This window comes from Ignicoccus sp. (assembly GCF_056435145.1).
In genome coordinates this window covers 18462-29611 of sequence record NZ_JBWNMZ010000018.1, presented here as the reverse complement: position 1 = coordinate 29611, position 11150 = coordinate 18462, and the positions used below count along the sequence as shown (strand labels likewise).

The following is an 11150-nucleotide window of genomic DNA, read 5'->3' as shown; positions in this document are numbered from 1 at the left end:
CCATGAAAAGATATAAGGGGGTTAAGAAATGAGAATAGTAATGGTACGGTTTCGAATATAGCGTGTTCCCACGGGCTCAATGAGGAAAATGGAAATGAGGAGTGAGAAAAAGTTGATTATTTGTAATGCTAACGAGGAACTCGGAACAGAAGGTTATTATGTAGGCAAGGTTCCAGAGTGTGCTCTTCGGGCTCCGCGCAAAGGTACGGGACTCGTCCATTGACGTCCTGGACGACCTTGAAGGAGGAAGGCCGAGCGGGGTTTTCCGCCTCTATTACGTTCAATCTGTTCGATAGAGTCTTCGGACGCTGTCAGTCCTCAAGGTATTGAATCCCATAACTCCTAGCCTTTCTCGTCGTTATCCTTATTCTCGTAAAATGACGTAATGCGGTGCGAGATGGAAACAAACAATTGCCGATCTGACGCTTCAACGGCGGTTGGGGAGCGAGGAAGAGCAAAGGTGTCCTCGTCGGAGCTCCCGGACGCGTTTCGTGACGCTCAACTGCGTGCGTGGACGCGGGGAGGGAGTGAAGGAACGCAAGGCGATCAACGGACTTCCCGCGTGTATTGACAATAAAGAGAAGAGATGTGGGCGTTTGCGAGCCGGAGGCGCGCTTGGGACGTCGCCGACCCCTCCTCAAGTTTGGGAGAGGGTAGGGCCGTACGCAGGAGGTTTAGGAAGGTGGCAGAGGGTTCTCCGCACCCTCGCTTGGTGGAGGTCTGTAGATTTAAGATGAGCGATGTGAGCGCTCCCTAGACGGTGTGACCTGCCGTCGGTGCCTTTTACAGAGAAGAGGGCAAGCGGCACGCGGACCTTCGAATGACGTGGAGCCGCCGCCGGGACTTGAACCCGGGACCTCCGCCTTACCAGGGCGGCGCTCTGCCGGCTGAGCTACGGCGGCTCCTCCCGGACGGCCACCAGAATAAGGGTTATTTTTGTTTTGCGTCCCTCCGGGCACAAAAACTCGCTCACCGCCCTCGTTCGCTCAAGGGCCCAGCTCGTCATCGGCGAAAAGGGGCCCGGCGAGTTCCCTTTTTGGGTTCGGCGGGGTGTGGTGCTTGGCGATAACCGGCCCTCCCGGTGCGGGAAAGAGCACGCTGGCTACGAAAGTAATAGAGGAGCTGAGGAAGATGGGTCTTAGGGTCTGCGGCACCTCCTGCCCCGACGTTCGGGAGGGGGGCAGGAGGGTCGGGTTCTTGATCGTAGACGTAGACGAGGGTTCTAGGGCTTGGCTAGCGAGGGTGGACTGCGACGGCCCGAGGGTTGGGAGGTACAAGCTCTGCCCCGGCGCGGAGGAGGTGGGCGCGAGGGCGCTCTCCAAGGACTGCGACGCGTACTTGATAGACGAGATAGGACCTATGGAACTCAAGCTGCCTAAGCTAAGAGAGGCAATGTTGAGGGTAGTTAGGGGCAATAAGCCGTTCGTCGCAGTTTACCACGCGAGGTTGAGGGACGGCGACTTCTTGGAGGCGCTCTCCAAGTGTCGTAAAATATTCGTCACGAGGGAGACGAGGGAGGAGGCTTGGAAAGAAGCTTTGGAGGCGCTCTCCTCCTTCTCGCTCTAGCCGCGCTGGCGACGGGCTCGTGGGAAGTAACAGTCTACGTCCCTCTCACGAAGACTGTTCTAAGCACCACGGAGTTTACCGTTACCCTCGCTGGCTACAAAACCGTAACCTTGCTCGAGAAGTTGGGGGTGAGGGAGTACGTTTACGTTTACACGGAACCCTTGAAGAGGACCTTCGTCGCCGTGTGCAAGGGGAACGCCACTTTGATCTTCGTCTCACCCGAGGCGGCCGCAGCGAAGGCCGTACCGGCGGAGGTCCAAGTGAAGGTATTCACGCTCACTTCCACCTTCACGGTAAGCCTGCCATCACCGCTCTATTACCTTTTGGGAGGGACTGAGAGCGAAGTCATTGAAACTCTGACCGTCACGACGGCTAAGTCCGAGGCCTCCGGGAGCGAGCGCGTCGCCGCGCCCGGGAAGTTGGTCGGGAGGGCCGTGGTGCTCCCGGGAGGCGAGGTGGTTTGCTCGGCCTCTCCCCCTCCGGTGACCTCTATCATCCTCTACGAGAACTCGAAGACGACCGTGACCCGGGACTTCTTGTCCTTAAACGGGCCGACCGAGGTCTCCGCCTCCGCAGACAAGACGTTGACCGTAGTAGCCTCCTTCCCCACCTCGCTCGACGTTTGGGCAGACGTCACTACTTTGATCATAAAAGTAGAGTTCTTCGCCGAGCGGCCGAGTCCCTCCGAGCCGGTCTTGGCGATCCTCGCGCTCCTCGTCGCGGCGGCCCTCCGCAAGAGACCTTAAGGCCCCGGGGGCTCCCAAGGGGCTCGAGGGAACTCGCGTGGAAGAGTACAAGTTCGAGAAGATCAAGCCGCCTGAGGAGGGGAAGTTCATAGAAGTCAAGGACGGGGAGCTGGTGGTCCCGGACAACCCCATAGTACCCTACATAGAGGGAGACGGCATAGGGCCCGAGGTGATAGGGGCCGCGAGGAGGATAGTTGACGCCGCAGTGGAGGTGGCGTACGAAGGCAAGAGGAGGGTCGTCTGGTGGAAGGTCTACGCCGGGGTGGAGGCGGAGCCCCTCTACGGGACCATGCTCCCTCAAGACACCTTGAACGCGATTAAGGCGGCTAAGGTAGCCCTCAAAGGCCCTATGACCACCCCAATAGGCTCCGGCTGGAGGAGCGTGAACGTCGCCCTGAGACAACTCCTAGACTTGTACGCCAACATTAGACCAGTGAAGTACATTAGGGGAGTACCGGCTCCTCACAAGTACGCGGACAAGGTAGATATAGTCATATTTAGGGAAAACACTGAGGACGTGTATGCCGGGATAGAGTGGAAGTACGATAGCCCGGAGGCAGAGAAGATTAGGGACTTCCTCAAGAAGGAGTTCAATATAGAGCTCAGACAAGATGCCGGGATAGGCTTGAAGCCCATCTCCCGTTTCGCTACTAGGAGGATCATGAGAAAAGCGCTGGAGTGGGCAATAAAGTACGGGAGGAAGAGGATTACGGTGATGCATAAGGGCAACATAATGAAGTACACAGAAGGTTACTTTAAGATATGGGCCTTCGAACTGGCTAAAGAGGAGTTCAGAGACAAGGTGGTGTTCGAAGAAGAGTTGCAAGGGGGCGAGGTTCCGGAGGACAAAATCTTGGTAAATGACAGGATAGCAGACAACATGTTCAACCAAATAATAACGAGGCCTTGGGACTACGACATAATAGTTACCCCCAACCTCAACGGAGACTACCTCAGCGACGCAGCAGCGGCCTTGGTCGGCGGACTGGGCGTGGCCCCGGGGGCAAACGTGGGCGACTACGTGGGCATGTTCGAACCGATCCACGGCTCGGCTCCAAAGTACGCGGGCAAGAACGTGGCCAACCACACCGCCGCCACGTTGAGCGCTGCGATGATGTTGGACCACATAGGCTGGTCGGAAGCGGCCGACTTGATAAGGAGGGCGATAGAGGAAACCGTGGCCTCCGGTAAGGTGACGCAAGACATAGCTAGACATCTGGGCATAAAGCCCCTCAGCACTACAGAGTTCACCGATGCAGTCATAGAAAACGTCAAGAAGCTGGGTGGGAAGGGTTGAAGGAGCTGCCGCTAGCGTTCTTAGTATACGCGACCCAGACCGTCCCGCGCTCTCAGCTGGACGAACTGATGGCAGAGATAATAGCTAGAGCGATGGAGAGCGAAGAGGACTTCGAGGAGGCGCTCAAACTCTCCAAAATAATTGGTATGGACCTACAAGTGCTCGCCAAAGCGGCAGTCATTAGGTTCGGGGAGGGAGCGATTGAGTTCAAGGAGTTGGTGGAGAAGGAGCTGAAACAAGGAGAGCAGTGGGACAAGTTCGTGAGGAGGTTCGTGAGGCTCTACAAGCGGGCTTAAGAATCGTCTTTCTTAATGAATTTCTCCAAGCCTTCCTTGTCATTCCTCCTCTTCCACGGAGCTGATAGGACCTTGACTATCTCTTGGGCCTTGTTTGTGCCCAAGCCTTCGACCTTGCTGAGCTCGGCTACGGAGGCGTTAAATACGGCCCTCACGCTCCCGAACCTGTCCAAGAGCTTTTCGGCCAACTTGGGGCCAACTCCCGGGAGGCACTGGACTAAGAAGAGTTGCCATTGACGCAAGTCACCTATCGGGGGCTTTCCTTGCAGCTTTACCGGGACCCTCCTCTTGTTCTCCCCCTGCTCCCTCTCGGCTAAGAATTTTATTACCCTAGCGGTGTCTTCCTTCGTGAGCGTGTAAATTATCCCTATTCCGAAGTCGTAGACCAAGGAGGCCAACGCCGGGGATGCAGCCTTGGAGGTCCTCTCAGCCTTTCCCACCCAATCCCACCTCCCTTCCACAATTATGAAGGGTTTCTGGTAAACCTCCTTGAGCCTCCTGGCTTGGTTGAACAACCTCCCGTCAGCCAAGCTCTTGAGGAAATCGGTCACACTCTTCCTCTCTACGCCCACTCTGTCGGAGACTGCGTAGTCGGCGACTGGCATGTTCTTGAAGGTGACCAACACACCGTACTTCCTCGAGAGTATTTCCGGAACTCCGCTTCTTTTCTCCCTCTCGTCTGCGTACACCCTCAGCATGTCCCTTCGCTCCGTCCGCCGCGGGGGAGGTACAAAAAGGGGGACTGTGCCCCTCAGCCTCGGGAGGAAGACTCCTCACTCGCCTCGGCGAAGGGCGTGGACCTCATCGGGCCGCCTTAAGCATCAGGTCCAAAGCTATCGTCATTAACGAGAGCACAAAGGCCGCCCCTACTACGGCCTCGGGAGGGACCTTTATCTTCTCCTCTACCTCCTCGTAGAACCTCACCAGCCCTATTGCGGTAACTAAGCCCCCGCTCCCCTTCTTTTTCCTCTTAGCCAATCCCTAAGTCCCCGCGCCCCTCGGAGGAGCGGTTTAAACGCTCTCACCATATATACTCCGGAGCTTAAGGGAGCTACAGGGTAAAGGGAATTGCGCGGAACAAGAGGCAGAAGGAGGGAGAGGCCAAAGGAGGGGAGGGTGTTGGACTTCCTCCCCTCGGGGCGCCCGCTGGACGCCCACCCGGAGCACAGGAGCAAGCCCTTCATACAAGCTATAGACGAACACAAGTTCAAGCTGCTAGAGTTCAACGCAAAGTTCGGGAGTGCGTTTAACATAGGGGAGAGGGTCTCCTTCACCCCGCCCGACGAGAGGCTGATCAACCGCTTCTATTACATAAGCTACGAGGACCTCACCGCCGTGGCTCAGAGCAGCTTGCCTGAAGTGGTAAAGAGCATAATATTGGACAACGAGCAACTGTTCGTAAACTTCTTTAACTTGTCGGGTCCTATAACAGTCAAGCTCCACGCGCTGGAACTCTTGCCGGGGGTGGGAAAGAAGATGTTAGAGGAGATACTGGAGGCTCGGAAGAACGAGCCTTTCAAGGACTTCGAAGACATAGCTAGGAGGACCCACTTGAAGCACCCCGTTGAGGTCCTAACAGAGAGGATAATAAGGGAGATAAGGGGCGAGGAGAAGTACTACTTGTTCGTGGAGCCTCCTAAACCGGGCTTTACTTACTTGAACTACTTGGGTAGGCTGCGGAGGGCGGCGAGGGGTTAGCTTGCTCACGTGGACCAAGGCCAAGCTGGCAGAGCTGGGGATAAGGCCAAAGAAGAAGATGGGCCAGAACTTCACCGTAAATCCCAAAATAATAGAGTTCTTCTTGAGTGAGGTCCCCCGTGGGGAGGTGGTGGCCGAGGTAGGCGCGGGCCTTGGGGCCCTCACGGTGCCGCTCTCCAGTCGGTCTAAGAGGGTAATTGCAATAGAAAAAGACCCGAAACTTTGTAACTATCTGAAGTCTTTGAATTTAAATAATGTGGACGTAATATGTGGGGACGCGTTAGAGTTGGAGTTGGATGCCCCTATTATAGTAGGCTCCCTCCCTTACAGCATAAGCGGCCCCCTCCTCGCGAAGCTCTTCACAAGAGGCCCGTGGAAGAAGGGAGTTTTCCTCCTTCAAAAGGAGGTCGCCGAGAGGCTGGTCGCCGAGCCCGGGACGAAGGAGTACGGGAGGTTGACCGTAATGGCCGCCTTGTGTTGCGACGTCCGCTTGGGTCCCACGTGGGGTCCGGAGTCGTTCTACCCCAGGCCCGAGGTGTTGAGCCGTCACGTCGTGTTAATTAAGAAAAACTCGGTTCCGAAGGAGTTCTCAGATTTCTTGGCGTGCGTTTTCTCTCAGAGGAACAAGAAGGCCCGCAAGGTCTTGCCCTCGTGCGGCGCCCGCTGGGAAGGGGAGGAGAGGGTCAGGGAGCTCTCTCCAGAGAGCTTGTGGGCCGCATGGAGCGGGCGTTAGCGCTTTATCCTCTTTTACGCTTCTACGCCCCGGATCAAGCCTTGCAAGAAGTGAAGAAGGTCTTGGTCGTCGGAGCCGGAGTCATGGGCCACGGAATAGCCCAAGTGGCCGCTATGAGCGGCTTGCAAGTGAGGATGATAGACATCAAGCAAGAGTTCCTAGACAGAGCCATGGAAAGAATAAAGGAAAGTTTGGAGAAGCTGTACTCCAAGGGTAAGCTGAAGGAACCTCCAGAGGAGGTACTAAAGAGGATCGAGACCATGGTCGCCAACCCAGACGACGAGAGCAGCTACGCCGAGGCCGCCAAGGACGTTGACTTCGTTATAGAGGCCGTTCCGGAGAAGCTCGAACTGAAGAGGGCCGTGTTCGGGGTTTTGGACAAGTACGCCCCTCCCCACGCCATCCTCGCTTCCAATACTTCGTCCATACCGATAACGGAGATCGCTAAGGCCACCAAGAGGCCCGACAAGGTAGTGGGGATGCACTTCTTCAACCCGCCAGTCATACTCAAGCTCGTCGAGGTAGTCAGGGGTAAGGAGACCAGTGACGAGACGGTAAACGTTACGGTGGAACTCGCAAAGAGGATGGGGAAGGTACCAATAGTCGTGAACAAGGACGTTCCTGGCTTCATAGTGAACAGGGTGATGGCCCTGTTCTTGAACGAAGGGTGTTGGCTCGTAGAGAGGGGGGTCTACACGAAAGAGCAAGTAGACGCCGCGCTCCGTTATAAGCTCAACTTCCCGATGGGCGCCTTCGAGTTAGCGGACTACGTAGGCTTGGACGTGTTGGTGCATTTGATGGAGGCCATGAGAGAGAGGGGAATGAACCTAACCATATGTCCGCTGTTCAAGAAGCTCTTGGAGGAGGGCAAGCTCGGGGTCAAGAGCGGGAAGGGCTTCTACGAGTATCCCGCCCCCGGCAAGTTCAAGAAGCCCGCCGTTAAGGCCTCGGTGGCCGAAGGTGTAGACTACATTTCCATAATAGACACGGCAATTAACGAGGGGGCGTGGCTCGTGGAGAACGGCGTCGCCGGCGCGGAAGAGGTCGACACGGCCACCGTATTGGGGCTGAACTTACCCATGGGTATACTCAAGTTAGGCGACAGCTTGGGTTTAGACAACGTGCTCGACTCGATAAAAGAGAAAAAGGAGAGGTACGGTCTGGATGACTACCGTCCGGTACAGCTCCTAGAGAACATGGTAAAGGAGGGCAAGCTCGGGGTCAAGAGCGGGAAGGGCTTCTACGAGTACGATGTGAGTGAGGAGGACTTGGGCGAGATAAAGGTAAGGAAGGAGGGGGAGGCCCTCTGGATAATTCTGAACAGGCCGAAGCAGAGGAACGCCCTCACGCCCGAAATGTTGTTGAAGATGGCTGAAGTGGCCCAGAAAGCTTGTGAGGACGAGAGCGTAAAGGTGATAGTGCTCTACGGAGGGGAAGTGTTCAGCTCGGGCTTCGACCTAACGGTAATGAAGGGCGTAGACCCGACCAAGGCTCCGGAGACCGTGGCAAAGCCCTTCAAGAAGCTCGCCGTGGCCCTCGAGGAGTGCCCCAAGCCAGTCATAGCCTACGTCACCGGGTACGCGTTCGGGGGCGGCTTGGAGGTAGCCATGATGGCCGACCTGAGGCTCGCCACGGAAGACTCCCTCTTGGGTCAGCCAGAGGTGAACGTGGGCATAATGCCGGGAGGCGGGGGAACTCAGAGGCTCCCCAGGCTGGTAGGCTTGGGGAGGGCCATGCAGCTGGTCCTCTTGGGAGACCCGATAGACGCCGTGGAGGCCGAGAAGTGGGGGCTGGTCAACTGGGCGGTGCCGAGGAGGATAGCGGACTCCGAAGTAAGGCTCTTGGTCAAAAAACTGTCCTCTAAACCCAAGGAGGCGTTAGCGCTGGCCAAGAAGGCCGTGAGGATAGCCCAAGAGGTGCCGCTGCTGGACGGACTGGAAATGGAGGCCGAGGCGTTCGCTAGGGCGTTGGCCACGGAGAACGCCAAGGAGGGTATTACGGCCTTCTTAGAAAAGAGAAAACCAAACTTTAAATAATTACGTTCAGCTTCCGTCGCCCTAATTCGTTTTTAAATAGTTAGTGAGCGCTCTAGCAATATCCATTCCGTCGATTATGTCGAAACTAGAAGCCGAACGAGGCGAATCAACGGCGTATATCTAACAATTTTTGTAGAGGAAAGCAGCAGTATTACGTATACATAACCCTTTCGTCCAGCTAAGTTCACTTACCTAACAGTATACTGGGAGGAAGGACGCGGGCAGTACATAACGCCCTAATAGAGACGGCACTGCACCGTTCTCGATAACTAACACGGATAAGCGAGGCGAGACCATGGACTTTAAGAGAAAAGAAATAATGCACTCTCATTACAGCGACTTCGCTCCGCTGAGGGCGCTGTCGCTCCGAGGGGTGCCGGTAAGCGACTCCTACGACCCGGTGATGTGCCCGCCGTGGCAGACTGACGAGATCGACCTGAACAGCTTGGAAGGCTCCGTCAACAGGGTACAAAAGAGCGTCAACAAGGTGATAAAGAGCAACAGAGACTCGCTGGACTTGAACTCTGTGTACCGCAGCATGGACGTGAGGAAACTAAAAGTATTCAACAAACAAATGGACGTCGTAATGTCTGACACGCTGGAGAAGCACAAGAGGTGTTGGAACGGCTTGAACGGGGTGATCGCCGAGCCCTCAGAAGAGGCGCTGCCGACGGGCTTCAGCGACGAACTGATGAACGTCGAGGTTGGCGAGCTGAAGTACCCCGCGGTGAGCAAGTTGACTTACATAACGATCAAACTAGCACAGTACTCCGCACAGAACGAGCTGGCCCAGCGTTCCCCTCTAACTCTGCTCTCCCACCCCGCCGTGAAAAGGGTGAGGACGAAGGTGATACCCTACTCCGAGAGGAAGGCGCCCTTCGTGCTGTTCTCTACAAATCAGCAGGAGGCCTCGCCGCCGGCCCGCCGCTTGCACGGGAACGTCACGCTGACCGTAACGGTCTTCGTTCCCACCCGCCTGTCCTTGAAGGAGTTCGTATCAACCGTCGGCGCTTCCGTGTTCTCTAGCGTTATAAGCAAGGCTAAGTCTTGGGACGCAGGAGCGTTTATAGCCGTCGTAGACAAGGCGGAGAGCGAACTCGGGGGCTGCGCCAAACGTCCGACCAGAGTAATAGGCCAGAGCATCTTGTCCAAGCTAGACGAAAAAGGTATTATGACGTCTACGTTAAGAAAGTACTTGGACGCGCTGCATAAGGAGTTTGGCATAGATAAGTACGGATTCGTAGGATCGGTAGTTTGTTTGACCGCCTACGCGTTCTTGAGCGACTTGGTCCACCTCTCCTCGAGGAACGTCTCACAAGACGTTTTTCGGACCGCGGGATACGTGGCGCCCTTGGTGAGGCTTTGATTTCACGCGGCGAGTTTTACGACGTAAGGGAAATGAGGGCGGTGGAGCTCAACTCCGCTGCCCTCGGGTTTGGCGAGGAACTCATGATGGAGAACGCCGGCTCGTGGGTAGCCCGGCTCGCCTACCCGGAGGGTCGCTCCTTCCTAGTCTTGGTCGGCAAGGGAGGCAAGGGGGGCGACGGCCTGGTCGCAGCCAGACACTTGGCCCTCATGGGTCGTAAGGTAAAGGTGCTCCTCGCAAACAAGAGATGCGAACTCAAGGAAATAACCCTCAAGCAGTTAAAGAGGGCCGAGGATTCCGGAGTAGAAGTGGTAGAAGAGCCTGAGGGGGCAGATGTGATAATAGACGCCTTGTTGGGCACCGGCGCCAAGGGGGCTCCGAGGGGGAGGGTAAGGGAGCTGATAGAGTGGGCCAACAAGACTAACTCCTTCAAAGTGTCAATAGACCTCCCCTCCGGGGCGGACCCGGAAGGGGGCTGCGGGCTCTGCTTTGAGGCCGACTTGATAGTGACCATCCACAGACCTAAGCCCGTGTTAAAGGATATGATGGAAAAGGTAGTAGTGGCCGAAATAGGAATACCGAGGAAGGCCGACACCCACACGGGCCCAGGGGACGCGGTGCTGGCGAGGAGGAGGGGAAGGAAGGGCCAGAACGGGAGGGTGGGCGTAGTGGGGGGCTCCGAGCTTTACCAAGGGGCCCCTTACTTGGCCGGGTTGGCGGCCTTTAGGTCCGGAGCCGACTTGGTATTCGTCTACTCTCCGGTTAGAATGGACTTCCCGGAACTCATCTGGAGGGACAGAAGGGACTTGAAGGAGAAGTTGGCCTCGGACAAGGTAGACGTCCTCTTGTTGGGACCGGGACTGGGGAGGGACCTCGAAGCATTGAAGGAAGCGCTGGAGTACGTGGAGGAGAGCGGTGCGAGGGCAGTCGTAGACGCGGACGCGTTAAAGCTCTTGCCCAAAGTTGGGGCCCACTTCTCCGGAAGGGCGGTGCTCACCCCCCACCTGGGGGAGGCGAGGGCGCTCCTCGGGAGGGACGTGGGCGACGACTTGGAGTCGAGGGTGAAGGCAGCTGAGGAGATAGCCGACGCTTACGGGGCCTGCGTGATACTCAAGGGTAAAGTAGACGTGGTCCACTGCGGGGACAAGGGGGTCTTGAACGAGACCGGCAACGAGTGGATGACCGTGGGGGGTACGGGGGACGTGCTCGCTGGCGTGACGGCCGCGTACTTGGGGAGGGACGACCCTTGGTGGGCGGCCAAGGCGGCGGCGTACTTGAACGGGGCGGCGGGCGAGGTCTGCTACGAGGAGGAGGGCCACGCCTCCCCGGAGTGTTTGACGCGCACCGTCCCGAGGCTGGCCAAGTCGGTGGGCACCAAGCAAATATGAGCTCCTTCGACCCGTCCGCCGGTG

11 protein-coding genes and 1 tRNA gene are annotated in these 11150 nt (G+C 56.9%); 9 read left to right on the top strand and 3 right to left on the bottom strand.

The window, feature by feature from the left end:
• Positions 1-826: 826 nt before the first annotated feature.
• Positions 827-902, bottom strand: a tRNA-Thr gene (locus AC1HCZ_RS06495).
• Positions 903-1050: 148 nt separating this feature from the next.
• Between AC1HCZ_RS06495 and AC1HCZ_RS06490 the strand changes: the two genes are divergently transcribed.
• From AC1HCZ_RS06490 to AC1HCZ_RS06475, 4 genes are read left to right on the top strand one after another with little or no spacing between them, the layout of a single operon-like run.
• Entirely contained in the window at positions 1051-1566 is a 516-nt protein-coding gene (locus tag AC1HCZ_RS06490) for a nucleoside-triphosphatase (protein WP_479462726.1), read from the top strand.
• Positions 1524-2312, top strand: a complete 789-nt coding sequence (locus AC1HCZ_RS06485; protein WP_479462725.1) for a hypothetical protein — start codon at positions 1524-1526, stop codon at positions 2310-2312. The genes AC1HCZ_RS06490 and AC1HCZ_RS06485 overlap by 43 nt, the downstream gene beginning before the upstream one ends.
• A 37-nt stretch (positions 2313-2349) precedes the next feature.
• Positions 2350-3609: an NADP-dependent isocitrate dehydrogenase gene (locus AC1HCZ_RS06480; RefSeq protein WP_479462724.1), complete on the top strand. Its 1260-nt coding sequence runs from the start codon at positions 2350-2352 to the stop codon at positions 3607-3609.
• Entirely contained in the window at positions 3606-3905 is a 300-nt protein-coding gene (locus AC1HCZ_RS06475; RefSeq protein WP_479462723.1) for a hypothetical protein, read from the top strand. The genes AC1HCZ_RS06480 and AC1HCZ_RS06475 overlap by 4 nt, the downstream gene beginning before the upstream one ends.
• On the opposite strand, the gene AC1HCZ_RS06470 is transcribed toward AC1HCZ_RS06475, so the two are convergent.
• Together AC1HCZ_RS06470 and AC1HCZ_RS06465 are read right to left on the bottom strand one after the other, a co-directional pair.
• Positions 3902-4603: an ERCC4 domain-containing protein gene (locus AC1HCZ_RS06470; protein WP_479462722.1), complete on the bottom strand. Its 702-nt coding sequence runs from the start codon at positions 4601-4603 to the stop codon at positions 3902-3904. The genes AC1HCZ_RS06475 and AC1HCZ_RS06470 overlap by 4 nt on opposite strands.
• Before the next feature lie 103 nt (positions 4604-4706).
• Positions 4707-4883, bottom strand: coding sequence for a preprotein translocase subunit Sec61beta (locus tag AC1HCZ_RS06465; protein ID WP_479462721.1), 177 nt, complete (start codon positions 4881-4883; stop codon positions 4707-4709).
• Between the two features lie 90 nt (positions 4884-4973).
• On the opposite strand from AC1HCZ_RS06465, the gene AC1HCZ_RS06460 reads away from it, so the two are divergent.
• The 5 genes from AC1HCZ_RS06460 to AC1HCZ_RS06440 all read left to right on the top strand — a co-directional run bounded on the left by AC1HCZ_RS06460 (position 4974) and on the right by AC1HCZ_RS06440 (position 11126).
• On the top strand, positions 4974-5603 hold the full coding sequence (locus AC1HCZ_RS06460) for a DUF655 domain-containing protein (RefSeq protein ID WP_479462720.1): 630 nt from the start codon (positions 4974-4976) through the stop codon (positions 5601-5603).
• A 1-nt stretch (position 5604) separates the two neighbouring features.
• Positions 5605-6336, top strand: coding sequence for a 16S rRNA (adenine(1518)-N(6)/adenine(1519)-N(6))-dimethyltransferase RsmA (gene rsmA / locus AC1HCZ_RS06455; RefSeq protein ID WP_479462719.1), 732 nt, complete (start codon positions 5605-5607; stop codon positions 6334-6336).
• Positions 6337-6386: 50 nt separating this feature from the next.
• Complete coding sequence (locus tag AC1HCZ_RS06450) at positions 6387-8372, top strand: 3-hydroxyacyl-CoA dehydrogenase/enoyl-CoA hydratase family protein (protein ID WP_479462728.1); 1986 nt, start codon at positions 6387-6389, stop codon at positions 8370-8372.
• Positions 8373-8667: 295 nt separating this feature from the next.
• Positions 8668-9738, top strand: coding sequence for a hypothetical protein (locus tag AC1HCZ_RS06445; protein ID WP_479462718.1), 1071 nt, complete (start codon positions 8668-8670; stop codon positions 9736-9738).
• Positions 9735-11126, top strand: a complete 1392-nt coding sequence (locus AC1HCZ_RS06440; RefSeq protein WP_479462717.1) for an NAD(P)H-hydrate dehydratase — start codon at positions 9735-9737, stop codon at positions 11124-11126. The genes AC1HCZ_RS06445 and AC1HCZ_RS06440 overlap by 4 nt, the downstream gene beginning before the upstream one ends.
• Positions 11127-11150: the final 24 nt, after the last annotated feature.